Here is a 16330-nt window from a genome sequence, read left to right on the forward strand (position 1 = left end):
TCGTCATGCGACTTCTCGTTCCGTTCGCGCCCGACCAGCCGAAGACTCGTCTTTCCCCGGTGCTCGCTCCCGAGGAGCGTGCCGACTTCGCGCGGGTGATGTGTGAAGACGTGCTCGCGACGATTCGTGAGACGGGATACGAGCCCGAGTTGCTGTCGACGGAGCCGCTGGACACCGGGACGGCCGTCACCGTGGACGACCGACCGCTGACCGACGCGGTCAACGGGGTGTTGGCGACGGCCGACGAACCGGTCGCGGTCGTGATGGCCGACCTCGCGCTGGCGGACAGGGACAGCATGGAGCGCCTGTTCGCAGCCGAGGGTGACGTGGTGCTCGCGCCGGGTCGTGGGGGCGGCACGAACGCGGTCGTCGCCAGACATCCCGCGTTCCGGGTCGACTACCACGGCGCGTCCTACCTCGACCACCGCGAGGCGGCCAGTTCCGTGGGGGCCGACGTCACGGTCGTAGACTCACATCGCCTCGCGACCGACGTGGACGAACCCGGTGACCTGGTCGAAGTCCTGGTCCACGGTGAGGGGCGAACCCGCGACTGGCTCCGCGAGCACGGGTTTCGAATCGAGCGCGGAAACGGCCGGGTGAACGTGACCCGAGTCGACGGCTGAAGCCGAGCGAACCCCTTTACGTGGGGCTATCCTTGGCTGTAGTACACGAGGCCTCGTGTAGGGACAATCCACCAATCCTCCCTTTTGGCTTTCTTGCCGCGCGGTGCGGTGAGACACGCTTTTCTCGGTCGAACACGCACGCCCAGTCGTGATACAGGGCGCCGACGAGTACGACATCGACATCGCGTTCGACGAGTCCGAGGTAGCCGAGTTGCTGTCGGTCACGCCCGACGACGTCGAGTCGGCCGAGGAGCTCACCTTCGCCCGCAACGTCTTCTTACCGCTGACGACCGCCTGCCGGTACACCTGCACCTACTGCACGTTCTTCGACCCGCCCGGGCAGGCGACGCTCATGGACGACGACGACGTGAACGGGACCCTCGACACCGGGGCCGATGCGGGCTGTACCGAGGCGCTGTTCACCTTCGGCGACGACCCGGACGACCGCTACGACGGGATTCACAGGCAACTCGACGCCTGGGGGTACGACTCCATCCACGACTACCTGCGGGCGGTGTGTGAGCACACGCTGGAGCGCGGATTGTTGCCGCACTCGAACCCCGGCGACCAGACGCGCGAGCAGATGGCGCTGGTCGCGCCCTACAACGCCAGCATGGGCGTGATGCTGGAGACGACCGCCGACGTGGGTGCCCACGCGGGCCCGCGGGTGAAGTCGCCGGGCCAGCGAATCAACACGATTCGCAATGCAGGCGAACTGAAGGTCCCCTTCACGACGGGCATCCTCGTCGGCATCGGCGAGGACTGGCGCGACCGGGCGGAGAGCCTGCTCGCCATCCGGGACCTCCACGAGCGCTACGGGCACATCCAGGAGGTCATCGTCCAGAACGTCGTCCCGAACGAGCGCTCGCGGTACGAGCGCCCCGACGTCGAGACGATGCGACGGGTGGTCGCGATGGCCCGGTATGCCCTGCCGGCGGAGGTGTCGGTGCAGGTGCCGCCGAACCTCTCCCCGACCCGGGAACTGCTGGACTGCGGCGTCGACGACCTCGGCGGTGTCTCGCCCGTGACGGACGACTACATCAACCCGGAGTACGAGTGGCCCGCCCTGCGAGAACTGCGCGACATCGCCGACGAGGCGGGTGTGCCCCTGCGCGAGCGCCTGCCGGTGTACGAGCGCTACCTGCCGGCCGAGCTTCGGTCCGAGGAGTTCGACGGCGAGCCAGCCCCTGGCGACGGCTGGCTCTCCGAGCCTATCCGGGCGGCGTTGACCGGTGACACTCCGGCAGGGCGGCGCTACCGGGCGGTGTTGCGCGGTGAGACGACTGTCTGACCGCGAAGTTCGGCGAAGCGCCGTCGGTCTGACAGGCTACCGAGTCGTCAGGAGAACTCCTAGTCGGATTCATGTCTGATGGTCCCGTATGTCCGAACGGGATGGGAGAGAGTATCACGACGAACGTCCCGAGCGAGAAAGCTATTCTGAGTGCGCTCGACGCCGTCTCGTCGATGCACGTCGCGGAACTGTGTTACGTCCTCGGTGGCGACCCCGGTCCAGTCGACCACCAGTGTGACTACCTCGAACGCGCCGGGTTCGTCCGGATGCGGGACGGGGAGACGTACAGCATCACGAGCAGCGGCCGACAGCGACTCCGAATCCTGCTTCGGGCACGTGGCCCGGAACAGGTCGGCGAAATCGGTCGGTGAAAATCACCCCGACGTTTCTTGCGTGCAGCCAGCGTAGCTGTGGGTAGTCACCATGACCCACACCATCGAGATCTCCGACGACCTGAAAGCTCGCCTCGATACGCACCTCGAAGAGGGCGAGACCCACGAAGAACTCATCGAGGAACTCGTCAACATCTACGAGAGCACACGGTTCGTGCAGGAAGGGTATTCGGAGTGAAAGAGGCGACGAGAGACCCGGAGTACGGGACCGGGGGAGACTCGCCGGTTACGCGCTCGGCGGGCGTTCGACGAACTCGAACAGCGTGTCGTAGTCGTCGGGCAGTTGCCCGCGAACCTGCTCGAGTTCGCCCGGCGCGACGTTCTCCGCGACGAGGGCCAGTATCTGCTGGGCGTGGTAGATGGCGTCCGGTCGCTCGGTGTGGCTGCGACGGGCGACCCGGTCGACGAACTCGTCGAAGTCGAAGCGCTGGCCCGACTCCGCGGTGGTGAGAAACCGGTCTATCTCCATCGGGAGCGACGCGGCGAGGTCTTTCGCTTCACCCGCCTGAAGTCGCTCACCGAGGGTACTGAGCGTGGCACGCGACGCACGGAGCGCTTCACCTTCGTCCGGAAGCCTGAGACGATGCTGGACCTGTCCGACGAACTCACTGAACTTCATGCTCACGTCGAAGTTACCGGTGGGGCCGTAAGAGGCGAGCCTTGATTTCGACCGTCAGTCGCCGGCGAGTCGCTGGACGACCCAGTGGTCGTCGTCCTGTCTCGTGAGCACCGACGGCTCCCGCATCCGGACGACGTAGCCCGTCGGGTTCTGCTGGACCTCGTGGTCGGCGCGAACGCTCCCGAGGTGCCCGAGTAACTGCGCCGACGGCGGTTTCTGGGCCGCACCACAGTCGTAGATGGTGAGCAGGCCGCGCCCACCCTCGCGTTCGTAGACGACGATGTGGGCGTGTGCTGGGAGTCGCCACTGGTCGTCCGTGTCGGTCGGCGCGAGCGTGTTCATGCCGGCGAGTACGACGACCGGGCTGAAAAGTCAGTCGTCCGCGCTCGCTACGTCGCCCGCCGTCTCTGGGACCTCGCCGGGGGCGAGCAGGGGCGTCCCGTCGGCCTTCGGGCCGAGGGTCGGACCGAACGGGCCGTCGCCCTCGACGACCCGCCGCTGTTCGTAGTCGGTGGAGCGCTCGACCGGTACGCGCCCGATGGCACGAATCATCTCGACGTAGCGGTCGAACGTTCGGAACTCGCCGTACTGGCCGCCGGCGCGCTTGGTTATCTCCTCGGAGAGGATGGTGCCCATGAAGTCGTCCGCGCCGCAGTTGAGCATCTTCATGCCGTGTTCGTCGCCGTACTTCACCCACGAGGACTGGACGTGCTCGATGTTGTCGAGGAAGAGCCGGCCGACGGCGATCATGAGTTCGTCCTCGGCGCGACTCGCGCCCTCGGTGACGACCCCGTGTTCGTACAGGGGTGTGTTCTCGTGGACGAACGAGAGCGGCACGAACTCGGTGATGGCACCGTCGACGCGCTCTTGAAGGTCACGCAGTTCTTCGAGGTGCATGACGCGGTGGGCGGCGTTGTCGACGTGGCCGTACATGATGGTCGCGGTGAGGCCGAGGCCGACGTTCGCCGCGGCCTCCATGGCTTCGAGCCAGTCGTCGGTACGAATCTTGCCCGGGCAGATGACGTCACGGACCTCGTCGACGAGAATCTCGGCGGCCGTTCCAGGAACCGAGTCCAGCCCGGCGTCTTTGAGTTGCTGGTAGACCTCCTCGTAGCTCCAGTCGGTCCCGCGCTTTGCGTGGTACGCCTCCTCCGGCGTCATCGAGTGCAGGTGCACGTCGTCGACCGACATGGCCCGCATCTGCTCGACGTAGGTGCCGGGGTCGGTGCGGTAGCGCTCGGGTGGTTTGTAGTTCGTCTCCTTCCAGTCCGACTGGCGGAGAGTCTCGTGGTGCTCGTCGTCCAGCGCGAACGCCGGGTGCAGGCCCGAAACCGAGGTTATCTCGTAGACGCCGCGTTCGACCGCGTCGGCGACGACCTGTCTCGACTCGGCGGGCGTCTTGGTGAACCCGCCGTGTTCACCGTCGTACTCCTCCTCGAAGGTGTGGGCGGTGTTCTTGAAGTTACAGAACAGGCAGCCGGTGTTACACGCCGTGGTGACGTTGTTGTTCAGGTTCGCGACGAAGGTGACCTCGTCGCCGACGACGTCCTGTCGGCGCTCGTCGGCCGCCTGCAGGACCTTCTCCTTGCGGACCGGGTCGATGCCGTCCACGTCGGTCCCGGTCGTGATGAGTTCGATACCGTCTGCGACCGTGAGACGGTGGCCGTCGCGGGCCTTCGCGAGCGCGTTCTCGAACGACTGGTCGGTCTCGGGAACGTGCGCGAAGTCGAACCCGTCCGACGGCAGGTCGGCCGCAGCGGGGTCGAGTTGGGTCATTATCCCAAACACTCCCGTTGGAACCGTAAAAACATCGCGGGACAGACGAGGACTCGCCGGTATCGCCAGCCACCGCGTGGCCGGTCAGAGGTCCGTGGCGGTATCGTTCAACAGGGCCTTGATGCCACGCCGGAGTCGCTGGGAGGCGGCCGAATCGCTGATGTCCATCCTGGCACCCAGTTCCCCGAGCGTGATGTTCCGGGGGACCTCCCAGTACCCCTCCTCGAACGCGAGCGCGATGATGTCGCGTTGCTCTTTCGTGAGCGTCGACCCGCCGGTCGGCGACACCGGGTTGTAGATTCGACGCACGTCGAGGTGGACACCCTGGTCCAGACAGTCCGTCTGGAATTTCCGGAGGTGGGACCGGTCCGCGAACAGTAGCCGGAAGGTCCACTCCTCGGCGTTGCCGACCGCTCGCAACACGTCCCCCTCGTTCTGCAAGAGCGGCTGGATGACCCCGTTCACATCGGGGCTCCAGACGATTTCGAACAGCGACCGCTCGCCAGTCTCGCTGAGACAGCGCACCGACTGGGTGAGTGGGTCGTCCGCGAGGGCCTGCTGGACGGAGTCTTCGTCTTCACCAGTCATCCAGAACAGCGGCATGATGCCCGTCTCCATCGGGACCAGCCGTTCTAGCTCCACTTCGATGTCGGGGAACGCGTCGAACAACCGTCCGAGCGCGAACTCCGACGACGGAATCGAGATGTCAGTGATGAGTGTCATGGTGGCCTCCTGCTGGTCGGAACTGGCGGTGGTGACTCGTTCCCCGCTGAATACGTACTGCTACGTCATGGGACGAGATATAGATAATCACTGCGACATGTATTCGGCCCAGACGGTTCGGGTCGCCACTCGCCGACGCTGGCTGGCGAACGTGGAGTGAAACCTTCTTGGTGGCGCACTCCGCGCTTTCTCCCATGAGCACTCGCGTGCGGGGGTGTCCCCCGTGACGTCCGTCAAGGAGTTCCGTATCGAGGAACCGGCGACAGCCGACGAACTGGGCCGTGGTGCGTTCGTCTTCACCGACGCCTACTCCGTGTTCGACTGGGGCAAGATGCCCGACCAGATACCGAGCAAGGGCGCGTCGCTCTGTTCGATGGGCGCGTTCAACTTCGAACTGCTGGAGGACGAGGGCGTCCCCACGCACTACCGCGGCGTCGTCGAGGACGGCGAGGTCGTCCCGCTCCGGGAGGCCTCGCATCCGCCGTGGGAGATGGCTATCGACCTCACGCAGGTCCCCGACCTCCCCCACGAGGGCCGGGACTACGACTACGACGCGTTCCATAGCGAGGCCGGCGAGAACTACCTCGTCCCCCTCGAAATCGTCTTCCGGAACCGCGTCCCCGTCGGCTCCAGTCTCCGGAGCCGCACCGACCCGGCCGACCACGGCCTCGACTTCGAGTCGTGGCCCGACGGGGCCGTCGACCTCGACGAGCCCATCGTCGAGTTCTCCACGAAGTACGAGGAGTCCGACCGCTATCTGAGTCCGGAAGAGGCCGACGAGATTGCGGGCGTCGCCCAGATCGACGACCTCGAAGCCGTCGCGCGCGAGGTGAACCGTATCGTCACCGAGCAGGCCGCTTCTGGTGGGCTGACCCACGAGGACGGCAAGATAGAGTGTCTGTACTTCGACGGTGAGATTCGCGTCGCCGACGTGGTCGGCACCTTCGACGAGAACCGCTTCAGCTACGAGGGCACCCAGATATCCAAGGAGGTCATCCGGCAGTACCACAAGCGCACCCAGCCCGAGTGGGTGGAGGCCGTCGGCGCGGCCAAGGAGAAGGCCAAAGCCGAGAACATCGCCGACTGGCGCGAACTCTGTGAGGTCCAGCCCGACCACCTCGACGAGGACGTGCTGCAGGTCGCAAGCGAGATGTACACCGCGGGCGCGAACGCCTATACCGGTCTGGAACTGTTCGACGCGCCGCCCATCGACTCGGCCATCGGGGCCGTTCGGCGGCTCTGAGGCGGCTGGGTCTGGTTCTCTCGATTCCGTTTTTCAGGCGCTCGACAGGCCGATGACGAGCGCGAGCACGACGAGGGCGACGAACAGCAGGCGGACGACTCGCGGGAACACGTCGAGGTTCAGGGCCATGGGGAGGCTGTTCGAGTCCATATACCCCCTCTGTGCTGATAGGTGAAAAACTGCCGCACCAGCGACATCTCCCTCCCACGCCGGTTGCGGGCACAGCCGCGACGGCTGCTGGTTGTCACTCGAACGAGACCAACCGCGCTACTTACCCGCGCTGGTGTCGTATATTCCATCTGAGATGAGTATCGAAGGCAGAACACACCGGGAGGACGGCGAGACCATCGACGTCCTGCTCGTCGCGGCCGAGTCCAGCACCCGTAGCCTGCTCACCGAGTCCCTCGAACGCGGCTGTGAGTCGGCGGTCGTCCGGTCGGTCGCCACCCACGAGGCCGCGTTCGACGCACTGGAAGCGGCGGGGGCGGATGTGGACTGTATCGTCACGACGTTCTCTGCGCCGGAAACAGGGGACCTCTCGTTCCTCCGCGAGTACCGCCGACGGGAGTTGCCCGCCCCATTCGTCGTGTTCTCCGACAACGGGACCGACCAGCACGTCGCCGAGGCCTTCGCCTCGGGCGTCACGCACTACGTCCAGTGGAACGGGAGCGAATCCCTCGTACTGCTGGCGAAGCAGATAGAGCGGGCCGTCGAGGAGAACAGTCAGCACAGGCTGGTCGCTCGCCAGCGGGACGCACTCGACAACGTCAACACGGGCATCGCTATCGTCGACGCCAGTGGGCACTACATCTACGTCAACCACTACTACGCGGAGATGTACGGCTACGAACCGTCGGAACTCCTCGGCACCGCCTGGACCGTCCTCGAACGAGACGGAACGGACCCCGGGTACGCGGACGTCCTGTCTGCGGTCCCCCGCGAGGGCGAGTGGACCGGGGAACTCACCCAGCGGCGCAAGGACGGGAGCGACGTCCGGGCGGCCCACGCCATCTGGGACGCCGATTCGAGCGCGATGGTCGTCGTCGCCCGCGACCTCACCGACGCGGACAGGAACGAACTCGACCTGTTCGAGGAGCGCGAACGTTTCGACCTGCTGATAGAGGCCATCGAGAACTACGGCATCGTGGGTATCGACCCGGACGGGAACGTCACCAGCTGGAACACCAGTTCCGAGCGCATCAACGGCTATCCCCGGGAGGAGATAATCGACGCCCACATCTCCATCCTGTACACCGACGAGGACATCGCGGCCGGGCTCCCCGAGGAACACCTCCGACGGGCACGTGAGGACGGTCCCGTCCACGAGGAGGGGTGGCGCGTCGAGCGAGGCGGCGACCGGTACTGGATGGATTTCACCCTCTCGTCGGTCAACGACCGCTCGGGCGAGCATCGCGGGTTCGTCTGCGTGCTTCACGACCGGACCGAACAGGCGAAACGCGAACGACAGCTCCAGCGCCGCGTCGAACAGCTCGGGCAGTTCGCGAGCGTCCTGAGCCACGACCTGCGGAACCCGCTCACCACGGCGTCGCTGCACCTCGAACTCGCTCGCGGGCACCCGGAAGAGGCGGGAGAGCACATCGAGAAGGCCGACCGCGCGCTCTGTCGCATCGAGACCCTGGTCGATTCGCTGCTGCGGCTGGCGAAGGAGGGCGAGATCGTCCAGGAGTTCGAGGCCGTCTCGCTCACGGACACGGTCAGGCGCGCCTGGGACGTCGTCGACCCCCCGGACGCCTCGCTCGTCGTCGAGGAGGAACTCCCGCCCGTCCAGGGCGACCCCGAACGACTGCGTGCCCTGTTCGAGAACCTGTTCCGCAACAGCATCGAACACGGGAAGCCCGACGTGACGGTGCGCTTTGGCAGGGTCAACGGTGGCTTCTTCGTCGCGGACGACGGTCCCGGCATCCCGGAGACGGAGCGAGAGAAGGTGTTCGAGTACGGGTACAGCACCGACGAGCACGGGACCGGCTTCGGGCTCAGCATCGTCGAGAGCATCGCCGTCGCCCACGGCTGGAACGTGATGGCGACCGAGAGCGAGCCGGGCGGGGCCCGGTTCGAGTTCTCGTCCATCCTGGACAGGAAGGGCCCGGAGCCCACCGGGGAGTGACGTGGCCCACCAGACCGTCGAGAACGACCCGAGCGGACGGTTCAGGCCGTCGCGAGGCCGACGAAGAGGGTCAGGACGATTGTGACGACGAGCAGGACGAGGAGGGCAAGGAACAGCAACCGGCGGACCGTCGGGGAGACCGGCAGGTCGGTCGCCCTGGAGAGGCTGTCCGAGTCCATGTTGGCTGTTCGATAGCTGGCACGAAAGAAGCCGGCATTGACAGTCGTGGTCGACTGTTCTGGCAGTGGACCGGAGGCGATGCTCATCGCGCTACCAGGAGTACTCGAAGCTCGGTAGAAGGTCGGAAGACGGTCCGGTAGGGGTCAGTCGTCTGCGGGGACCGGCTGCCCGGCGAGCTGGACGATCTGGACCTCGAGGTCTCGCTGGTCGCCGTCGTTACGGAGCGTGTACCCACCCTCCAGGTCGACGCCGTTCGACTCGGTCTCGCGGACCAGTCGTGCCAGTGCTTCGGTGAACTCTTCTCTCGTGACTGGGGTCGAGTCTGCTCTCATACGTCCCTCGTTCCTACGGCGGTCCTCGCTGCTGCCCTGGGTACGATGTGCCGACTCGGTTCGTTCGTCGTGCATGTCGGGGGAATCATGTCTGGGTTCGGATGTCATCGATCGCTCGGAAGGGTGCCTCTGAAGTGCGCCCGTTGGGTCGAGTACGAACAAGCGGTGGAACACTCGGGGAGAGGAGTATTGCACATAGTTGTACTAACCGCACCGCGACTGTATTTCAGGTATGCGGGGTATTAAACATAACGCCATACCACCCTCAGGAGTAGCACGTCTAGTGATAGCACGATAACGGCCTGTTGATGGATTGAAACCACCATCGGGGCCGTCGAGGATAACCGGTACTGGTTTCGGTAAAACAGCCATGGTATTGTCCAAAGTTTACAAGTACGCCGGCGGTGGTCGGCCCGGGTTCGTTCACCACCGCCCCGCAGGACGTTCCGTCGGGGGCTCACACCGTCGAGACCGGCGTTCCCCTGGAGCCCCGACCCCACCGCGGCCTGCCCTCCCCCGACGACGACCACGCGCCTGCGGCGCGGGTCGCCCCGCCCGGTGGTGGTGGGTCGGCCGGTACGACGACGAAACCACCTTCTCCCTCCGGCGACAACCACCGTGCAGTGACAGCCGACGAGTCCGATTCCACCCCGCCCGAGGACGAGTCTCCGCCGGGCGATGAACCAGCGGACGCACAGGAACCGACCGACGAGTCGGACGAGGTACCAGTAAACCGCTTCTACGACGCCCTCGAAGCCCACGGCCAGCCGGTCATCACGGCCACCCAGCTCGCCCGCAAGCTCGACACCACGCAAGAGCACGCCCTCCGTGCCCTCGAACAGCTGGAACGCCGCGGCGACGTGGCCCACCAGACCGTCGAGAACGACCCGACGGTGTGGTACGCGACCGACTGGGCCGACCTGGTCGACCGCGAGCGCGTCGTCTTCTTCCCGAGCCGCCGTCGCCTCGTCGTGGACCAGCCGACGCAGTTCACCCGGGCGCAGTGCTCGCAGTTCGCCCACCTCGTCGATACGACGCGGTCGGGGGGCTACCTCTACGAGATTCGCCAGGAGGACATCTGGCAGGCCCCCTACGACGACTTCGAGAAGCTGATGCGGACCATCCGGCAGGTGATTCCGGAACGCTCGCCGCACTTCGAAGAGTGGGTCGAGGACCAGTGGAAGCGTGCGAACCAGTTCGTCCTCTCGACCCACGAGGAGGGCTATACTGTCCTCCAAGCCGCCAGCGAGAACCTGATGGGCAACGTCGCCCGCCAGAAGTTAGACGAGACCCACCTCAGAGCGGCCATCGACGACACCACGTCGTGGGTCGCCGACGAGAAGATAGCCGAAATCAAGCGGATTCTGTACGAGGCGGGCTATCCCGTCAAGGACGAGCGTGACCTCGAATCGGGCGACGAGTTGCCCATCGAGTTACTGCTCAACCTGCGGGACTACCAGCAGACCTGGGTCGACCGCTTCACCGAGCAGAAATCGGGCATCATGGTCGGGCCGCCCGGGAGCGGGAAGACGGTTGCCGCCATGGGAACGATGGCCGCGGTCGAAGGTGAGACGCTCATCCTCGTCCCCTCGCGAGAACTCGCCAGCCAGTGGCGCGAGGAGTTACTGGCACACACCTCGCTCACGGCCGACCAGATCGGCGAGTACCACGGCGGCGAGAAGGAGATTCGCCCCGTGACCATCGCGACCTACCAGACGGCAGGGATGGACCGGCATCGACAGCTGTTCGACCAGCGTCGGTGGGGACTCATCATCTACGACGAGGTGCATCACGTGCCGAGTCGGGTCTTCAGACGCTCTGCGGACCTCCAGTCCAGGCACCGCCTCGGCCTCACGGCGACCCCGGTCCGCGAGGACGACAGGGAGGAGGACATCTTCACGCTCATCGGGCCGCCCATCGGGACGGACTGGGACGCCCTGTTCCAGGCGGGTTACGTGCAGGAGCCGGAGGTGTACATCCACTACGTCCCGTGGGCCGACGACGACGACCAGAACGAACACGCGAGCGCCGACCCGGGCCACGAGAAACGAATCCTGGCGGCGATGAACCCCGCGAAGATTCGGGAGACGCGCCACTTGCTGGCGAAACACCCCGAGAAGAAGGCGCTCGTCTTCGTGGAGTACCTCGACCAGGGAGACATGCTCGCGGAGGCGCTCGACGCTCCCTTCATCTCCGGGGAGATGCGCCACTCCGAGCGCCGCAAACTCCTCGACGAGTTCCGCCGGGGCGAGCGTCGCGTGCTCGTCATCTCACGCGTCGGCGACGAGGGCATCGACCTGCCCGACGCCGAGTTGGCCATCGTCGCCTCCGGACTCGGCGGCTCGCGCCGACAGGGAGCCCAGCGCGCCGGCCGGACCATGCGCCCCGAGGGCAACGCCCTGATGTACGTGCTGGCGACGCGGGGCACCAGCGAGGAGGACTTCGCCCAGCGCCAGCTCCGGCACCTGGCATCGAAGGGCGTGAAGGTCCGGGACGGCCCGGCCGAGGCCGTCGAATAATTGCCAGCGTCGTCGGGCTTGAAGCCCTGCGGGTCGTTCTGTGCGATAGTATGGTAGACCCGACTTCAGATCTGGGCGACGTCGACCCCGAGGAGGCGCCCGCCTGTGCGGTCTGCGGCGCGGCGGTCGTGGGGCAGGAACATCGCGTGCGCTCGTGGGTCGAGGATGGCAACGTCGAACACCGACACTTCTGCGACGACGACTGTCTCGACGAGTGGGACGGCGCGGCCGAGTAGCCCCAGTTCGACGCCCGCCGCGGTCCAGGGCGATTTCACTCCGCCGCGACCAGTCCCTCGACTGCGCCGAGGTTTGCCTGCGAGTTCACGTTCTCGAAGTTCTCCGGGCGCGTCCGCGCCCGAACCGCCTCCTCGTCGACGACCAGCGGGTCCAGTCGCGCCACCACGTCGCGAATGCACTGCTGGCCCGCCGCGAGCGCGCGCAGGGACACCGCACTGGCGACCGTGGTTCGATACACCGCACAGAGGGGCTGCCACCGTCCATCGAACTCCGGCACGACACCCGTCTCACCCGCCGCGTCGGCGAACAGCGACCGCACGAACCCGGGGTCGACGCGTGGCATGTCACAGCCGGTGACCGCGACGACCGGCGAATCGGTCTCGCGTAGTCCGGTCAGGAACCCGCCCACCGGCCCCCGGTCTCGCACGTCGTCCACGACGACGCGCGTCTCGACGTCAGCACCCGCCAGCACCTGCCGAATCCCGTCGACCTGTGGCTCGCGGCAGGGAACCACGACCTCGTCGACGACTTCCGCAAGGCGGTCCACGACGTGGCGGACCAGCGCGACACCGTCGAGTTCGGCGAGGGCCTTGTCGGGTCCACCGAAGCGCGTGGAGTGCCCGCCGGCGAGGACGATGGCACCGCGGCCCGGGTCATCGTGGCGCGTCACGCCAGGAACCCCGCCTGTCCGGAGAACGCCAGGTACAGCGAGAACACCGTCACGAGTATCGCGATACCCATCTCGGCGTACAGGGCGACCTTGCCCCACCGGTACCACGAGTCGTACTCCGGCTCGGTTCCAGTGTCGCCCATCAGTCATCACCCCCCGGGGCGGCCGTCGTGCTGCCTGAACCCTCGTCGAGCCAGCGGTCGCGGGTCCCGATGCCGTGGGCGTCGATACCGCTCCCGCTCCGCATCGCCCAGACGTAGAACAGGACGATGGGCACGAAGAACACGAGCGCGACGACCGCGTACCCCATGTGGATGTTCGGGACGTACCCGAACACCAGCGGGTAGACGATGCCACCGGACGTCGAGACGCCGCCGATGAAGCCCGAGGCAGTGCCGGGCCGGTCCGGGAACACGAGCGGGACGATGGCGAAGACGCCACCGGTCCCGAAGCTCACCGCGATGCCGAACATCGCCAGGACGACCACGGAGGCCGGGAGCACTCCGGCGAGGCCCACGACCGTCAGGAGTATCATCATGAGCGTGACCAGCAACAGCGCCGTCAGCAGCCAGTGCACGCGGGGCGCGTACGCCTGCTCCGTCGAGAGAATCGGGTACGGCGTCCACCCCTTGCGCTGCCAGAGGTCGGACATGTAGCCCGAGAACGGCCGGAACAGCGACGCGTTGAACGACTGGACCGCCGCGAAGGTCCCGGCGGCGGTCTGGATGGCCGCCACGTCGGTGAAGCCGAGGTCGCGGATGGACGCCGCAAAGCCCTCGGTGTAGTAGCTCGGGAGCCAGGAGTTCATCGCGATCTCCAGCCCGAACGTCATCGCGTACGCCAGCATCAGCGCGATGGCGGCGTAGCGCGTCCAGACGAACATCGTGTCGCCGAGCGACGTATTCTGCTTCGCGATTTCGGCGGTGGCGGCGTCGCGTGCTGGCTCGCCGCGCCACTTGTACAGCACCGCGACGCCGAGCGCGAGAACGCCGAGGTGCAGGAACGCGTCGGTGTAGTTCGTCCCGTAGAGACGCGGGAGCATGAGCGCCCCCACGCCGGCACCGACGTTCCCGGTTCCTGCATAGAGACCCTCCGCGGTCCCGATCTCGTGCTCGTCGAACCACTGGGCGACGTGCTGGATGCCGACGACGAAGCTGATGCCAGCCGAGGCGACGACCAGCCGTTCGAGGAACAGTATCTCGTAACTGGTGGCGAACGCCGAGGCGATGCTCACCAGGCCGGAGTAGCCCAGGATGACCGCGAACACGTTGTGCGCGCCGAAGCGGTCTGCCGCCCAGCCCGCGGCCACCCGACCGGGCGGGGCGAGCCAGATGGCCGAACTCGCGAGCAGGCCGAGTTCGGCCAGACTGAGCGAGAACGCCTGCCCGATGCTGGGACTGAACGCGGCCGTGGAGAACCACAGCAAGAACGCGGTGAAAAAGCCAAGCGTCGCGATGAGCAACTGCTCGACCTTCCGTGAAATCATACGCGCTCACCCCCCACGACCACGATTTCGGGCTGTGGTGCGACGAGCCGAACCGCGCACTGTTTGAGGTTCGGTTCGGCAGAGCGCGGGTCCGTCGCCGGTACCGTGAGACGGTTGGTCGCCGGATGGTGGATGGGCAACCAGACCAGCCCCTCGGGGACGGCGTCGTCGGCGTCGACCCTGGCCGTGACGCTCTCGCGTCTGGTCTCGAGCGTGACCTGTCGGTCGTCGCCGGCGACCGGTTCGAGGCAGTCGGCGTGCGCGGCGAGCGTCTCGGGATGGAGACGGGCCCGGACCGGCCCCGGGTCGTCGGGTGACCCGCGCGAGCGAATCCCCGTGTTGTAGCCGTCGGCTTCCCGGCCGGTGGTGAGCGTCAGCGGGTACTCGTCGTCCACCGGTTCCGGCAGGTCGCGACCCGTGCCGCCGGCGAAGCGCGCCCTGCCGGAGGGCGTCGGGAACGACCACGCGTCGGCTTCCTCGTCGTAGTACCGGTAGCCCCCGTTCGCCGTCGGGGTCGGGGCCGGCCACCGGACCGCGTACTCGGCCTCCAGACGCTCGTAACTGATACCCGAGCAGTCCGCGAGGGTGCCCGCGGTCAGGTCGGCGAACTCCCGAAAGAGGGACTTCGGGTCGGTCGCCTCGCCGAACAGGCCGTCCGCGAGCGCGTTCCCGATGCTCGTGATGACGTCGAGGTCGGTCCGCACGCCGCTGGGGAGGTCGCTGGCGGGCCGGACCCGCGACACCGTCCGCTCCATGTTGATGGCGGTGCCATCCGATTCCCCCCAGGTCGCCGCCGGGAGCACCACGTCGGCGAGTTGTGTCGTCTCGGTGTGGAAGGCGTCCTGAACCACGAGGAACGCGTCGTCCAGCGTCTCCGCGACCGCGGAGGCGTCCGGCATCCCCGCGACGGGGTTCGTGGCGACGGCGTACACCGCCTCCACCGGGCCGTCGTCGATGGCGTCCATGGTGCCGACGGGGCCCGGCCCGGTGTCGTCGGGGAGCCGGTCGACCGGCACGCCCCACTCCGCGGCGACGAGTTCGCGCGCCCTCGGGTCGGCGAAGTCGCGCTGGCCGGGCCAGGAGCCCTTCGAGGAGCAGACGCGGGTGCCCATCGAGTTGGCCTGCCCGGTCAGCGAGAACGGGCCGTTGCCGGGACCCATCGAGCCGGTCGCCAGACAGATGTCGATGAGCGCGCCCGAGGTCTCCGTGCCCTGGACGCTCTGGTTGACGCCCATCCCCCAGTAGACGAGCGCGTCGTGGTCGAACGCGGCCGCGAGGGCCTCCACGTCCTCGAACGGGACGCCGGCGCGCTCGGCGGCTTCGTCCGGGGCGGGCAGGTCCGCCCGCAGCTCGTCGAAGCCGACGGTCGCCTCCGCGACGAACTCGCAGTCCACGCGGTCCGTGGCACACACCTGGGCGAGCACGGCCCGGGCGAGGTCGAGGTCGCCGCCCGGGTCCGGGCTGACGTGTCTGTCTGCCGCCGCTGCGGACTCGGTCCGCACCGGGTCCACGACGACGAGTTCGCCGTCGTCCTCGGCCGCGCTGTTGGTTATCCACCGGAACATGACCGGGTGAGCCACCGCCGGATTCGCCCCCCAGACCACGTGGCGATTCGCGTTCGGAATATCGTCGTACGTCGGTGGCGGCGCGTCGCTGCCGAAGGCGTCGTAGTACGCCGTCACCGCGCTGGCCATGCACAGCGTGGTGTTCGCGTCGTAGTACCGGGTGCCGATGCCGCCCCGGGCGAGTTTCCCGAGGGCGTAGGCGGCCTCGTTGGTCTGCTGGCCGCTGCCGAGGACGGCGATGCTGTCCCGGTCGCGGGCAATCGCCTCGCCGAAGGCGGTGACGACGCGGTCGATAGCCACGTCCCACGTCGTCTTCTGGAGGTCGTCGCCGCTGCGGACCATCGGCTGGGTGAGCCACTCGCCCCCGGGGTCCGCCGTCTCCGAGACGCCCCGCTGGCACGCCAGCCCGCGGTTCACCGGGTGCATCGCGTCGCCCCGGACCGTGTCGAGCCCGTAGCCGACGTCGACCCCGCGCTGGACGTGGCCGCAGCCGACGGCACACCGCATGCAGGTGGTCGAGACCCAGTCGCTCACGCGGCGACCACCTCC

Annotated in this window: 18 protein-coding genes; 8 read left to right on the top strand and 10 right to left on the bottom strand. The window is 67.1% G+C overall.

Translation table 11 applies throughout. The features are described 5' to 3' along the window. Positions 1 to 5 precede the first annotated feature (5 nt). From cofC to ACSC1R_RS02440, 4 genes are all read left to right on the top strand, one after another. Complete coding sequence (gene cofC / locus ACSC1R_RS02425) at positions 6 to 623, top strand: 2-phospho-L-lactate guanylyltransferase (protein ID WP_439027481.1); 618 nt, start codon at positions 6 to 8, stop codon at positions 621 to 623. A gap of 148 nt (positions 624 to 771) precedes the next feature. Continuing rightward, complete coding sequence (gene cofG, locus ACSC1R_RS02430; RefSeq protein ID WP_439027482.1) at positions 772 to 1914, top strand: 7,8-didemethyl-8-hydroxy-5-deazariboflavin synthase subunit CofG; 1143 nt, start codon at positions 772 to 774, stop codon at positions 1912 to 1914. A 101-nt stretch (positions 1915 to 2015) separates the two neighbouring features. Continuing rightward, positions 2016 to 2285: a hypothetical protein gene (locus ACSC1R_RS02435; protein ID WP_439027483.1), complete on the top strand. Its 270-nt coding sequence runs from the start codon at positions 2016 to 2018 to the stop codon at positions 2283 to 2285. Between the two features lie 52 nt (positions 2286 to 2337). Beyond that, a complete protein-coding gene (locus ACSC1R_RS02440) occupies positions 2338 to 2484 on the top strand; it encodes a DUF7557 family protein (protein ID WP_439027484.1) in 147 nt (48 codons plus the stop codon). A 48-nt stretch (positions 2485 to 2532) separates the two neighbouring features. On the opposite strand, the gene ACSC1R_RS02445 is transcribed toward ACSC1R_RS02440, so the two are convergent. The 4 genes from ACSC1R_RS02445 to ACSC1R_RS02460 form a co-directional block, all read right to left on the bottom strand. After that, the gene (locus tag ACSC1R_RS02445; RefSeq protein ID WP_439027485.1) at positions 2533 to 2925 is read right to left on the bottom strand and encodes a DUF2267 domain-containing protein; all 393 of its coding nucleotides are present in this window, start codon (positions 2923 to 2925) and stop codon (positions 2533 to 2535) included. 54 nt (positions 2926 to 2979) lie between these two features. Further along, complete coding sequence (locus ACSC1R_RS02450; RefSeq protein WP_439027486.1) at positions 2980 to 3267, bottom strand: hypothetical protein; 288 nt, start codon at positions 3265 to 3267, stop codon at positions 2980 to 2982. A gap of 30 nt (positions 3268 to 3297) precedes the next feature. Next, a complete protein-coding gene (gene cofH, locus ACSC1R_RS02455; RefSeq protein ID WP_439027487.1) occupies positions 3298 to 4701 on the bottom strand; it encodes a 7,8-didemethyl-8-hydroxy-5-deazariboflavin synthase subunit CofH in 1404 nt (467 codons plus the stop codon). Between the two features lie 84 nt (positions 4702 to 4785). Then, on the bottom strand, positions 4786 to 5424 hold the full coding sequence (locus tag ACSC1R_RS02460; protein ID WP_439027488.1) for a helix-turn-helix domain-containing protein: 639 nt from the start codon (positions 5422 to 5424) through the stop codon (positions 4786 to 4788). A 223-nt stretch (positions 5425 to 5647) separates the two neighbouring features. On the opposite strand from ACSC1R_RS02460, the gene ACSC1R_RS02465 reads away from it, so the two are divergent. After that, a complete protein-coding gene (locus ACSC1R_RS02465) occupies positions 5648 to 6667 on the top strand; it encodes a phosphoribosylaminoimidazolesuccinocarboxamide synthase (RefSeq protein ID WP_439027489.1) in 1020 nt (339 codons plus the stop codon). Between the two features lie 304 nt (positions 6668 to 6971). Continuing rightward, positions 6972 to 8792 carry a PAS domain S-box protein gene (locus ACSC1R_RS02470; protein ID WP_439027490.1) on the top strand — a complete coding sequence of 607 codons (1821 nt, stop codon included), beginning with the start codon at positions 6972 to 6974 and terminating at the stop codon, positions 8790 to 8792. 41 nt (positions 8793 to 8833) lie between these two features. Here the strand turns inward: ACSC1R_RS02470 and ACSC1R_RS02475 are convergent, their stop codons facing one another. Both ACSC1R_RS02475 and ACSC1R_RS02480 read right to left on the bottom strand, forming a co-directional pair. Continuing rightward, on the bottom strand, positions 8834 to 8971 hold the full coding sequence (locus tag ACSC1R_RS02475; protein WP_439027491.1) for a hypothetical protein: 138 nt from the start codon (positions 8969 to 8971) through the stop codon (positions 8834 to 8836). Between the two features lie 144 nt (positions 8972 to 9115). Then, positions 9116 to 9304, bottom strand: coding sequence for a hypothetical protein (locus ACSC1R_RS02480; protein ID WP_439027492.1), 189 nt, complete (start codon positions 9302 to 9304; stop codon positions 9116 to 9118). A 623-nt stretch (positions 9305 to 9927) separates the two neighbouring features. Here ACSC1R_RS02480 and ACSC1R_RS02485 point away from each other — a divergent pair. Beyond that, positions 9928 to 11823: a DEAD/DEAH box helicase family protein gene (locus ACSC1R_RS02485; RefSeq protein WP_439028749.1), complete on the top strand. Its 1896-nt coding sequence runs from the start codon at positions 9928 to 9930 to the stop codon at positions 11821 to 11823. Between the two features lie 50 nt (positions 11824 to 11873). Next, positions 11874 to 12059: a DUF7576 family protein gene (locus tag ACSC1R_RS02490; RefSeq protein ID WP_439027493.1), complete on the top strand. Its 186-nt coding sequence runs from the start codon at positions 11874 to 11876 to the stop codon at positions 12057 to 12059. Between the two features lie 35 nt (positions 12060 to 12094). Here ACSC1R_RS02490 and ACSC1R_RS02495 read toward each other — a convergent pair whose 3' ends face one another. The 4 genes from ACSC1R_RS02495 to nasA are packed head-to-tail and all read right to left on the bottom strand — an operon-like array spanning position 12095 to position 16315. Further along, positions 12095 to 12730, bottom strand: a complete 636-nt coding sequence (locus tag ACSC1R_RS02495) for a molybdenum cofactor guanylyltransferase (RefSeq protein ID WP_439027494.1) — start codon at positions 12728 to 12730, stop codon at positions 12095 to 12097. After that, positions 12727 to 12873, bottom strand: coding sequence for a hypothetical protein (locus tag ACSC1R_RS02500; protein ID WP_439027495.1), 147 nt, complete (start codon positions 12871 to 12873; stop codon positions 12727 to 12729). Before ACSC1R_RS02500 ends, ACSC1R_RS02495 begins: the two co-directional genes overlap by 4 nt. After that, complete coding sequence (locus ACSC1R_RS02505; protein WP_439027496.1) at positions 12873 to 14216, bottom strand: MFS transporter; 1344 nt, start codon at positions 14214 to 14216, stop codon at positions 12873 to 12875. The genes ACSC1R_RS02500 and ACSC1R_RS02505 overlap by 1 nt, the downstream gene beginning before the upstream one ends. Then, a complete protein-coding gene (gene nasA, locus ACSC1R_RS02510; RefSeq protein ID WP_439027497.1) occupies positions 14213 to 16315 on the bottom strand; it encodes an assimilatory nitrate reductase NasA in 2103 nt (700 codons plus the stop codon). The genes ACSC1R_RS02505 and nasA overlap by 4 nt, the downstream gene beginning before the upstream one ends. Positions 16316 to 16330: the final 15 nt, after the last annotated feature.

Source organism: Haloarchaeobius ordinarius, assembly GCF_051801355.1.
In the GTDB taxonomy this organism is placed as follows: Archaea; Halobacteriota; Halobacteria; order Halobacteriales; family Natrialbaceae; genus Haloarchaeobius.

Excerpts from the sequence above, each read along its gene's own strand:
- cofC (WP_439027481.1), top strand. The coding sequence starts at position 6 with ATGCGACTTCTCGTTCCGTTCGCGCCCGACCAGCCGAAGACTCGTCTT.
- ACSC1R_RS02435 (WP_439027483.1), top strand. The coding sequence starts at position 2,016 with ATGGGAGAGAGTATCACGACGAACGTCCCGAGCGAGAAAGCTATTCTG.
- ACSC1R_RS02440 (WP_439027484.1), top strand. The coding sequence starts at position 2,338 with ATGACCCACACCATCGAGATCTCCGACGACCTGAAAGCTCGCCTCGAT.
- ACSC1R_RS02445 (WP_439027485.1), bottom strand. The coding sequence starts at position 2,925 with ATGAAGTTCAGTGAGTTCGTCGGACAGGTCCAGCATCGTCTCAGGCTT.
- ACSC1R_RS02450 (WP_439027486.1), bottom strand. The coding sequence starts at position 3,267 with ATGAACACGCTCGCGCCGACCGACACGGACGACCAGTGGCGACTCCCA.
- cofH (WP_439027487.1), bottom strand. The coding sequence starts at position 4,701 with ATGACCCAACTCGACCCCGCTGCGGCCGACCTGCCGTCGGACGGGTTC.
- ACSC1R_RS02460 (WP_439027488.1), bottom strand. The coding sequence starts at position 5,424 with ATGACACTCATCACTGACATCTCGATTCCGTCGTCGGAGTTCGCGCTC.
- ACSC1R_RS02470 (WP_439027490.1), top strand. The coding sequence starts at position 6,972 with ATGAGTATCGAAGGCAGAACACACCGGGAGGACGGCGAGACCATCGAC.
- ACSC1R_RS02475 (WP_439027491.1), bottom strand. The coding sequence starts at position 8,971 with ATGGACTCGGACAGCCTCTCCAGGGCGACCGACCTGCCGGTCTCCCCG.
- ACSC1R_RS02480 (WP_439027492.1), bottom strand. The coding sequence starts at position 9,304 with ATGAGAGCAGACTCGACCCCAGTCACGAGAGAAGAGTTCACCGAAGCA.
- ACSC1R_RS02490 (WP_439027493.1), top strand. The coding sequence starts at position 11,874 with ATGGTAGACCCGACTTCAGATCTGGGCGACGTCGACCCCGAGGAGGCG.
- ACSC1R_RS02500 (WP_439027495.1), bottom strand. The coding sequence starts at position 12,873 with ATGGGCGACACTGGAACCGAGCCGGAGTACGACTCGTGGTACCGGTGG.
- ACSC1R_RS02505 (WP_439027496.1), bottom strand. The coding sequence starts at position 14,216 with ATGATTTCACGGAAGGTCGAGCAGTTGCTCATCGCGACGCTTGGCTTT.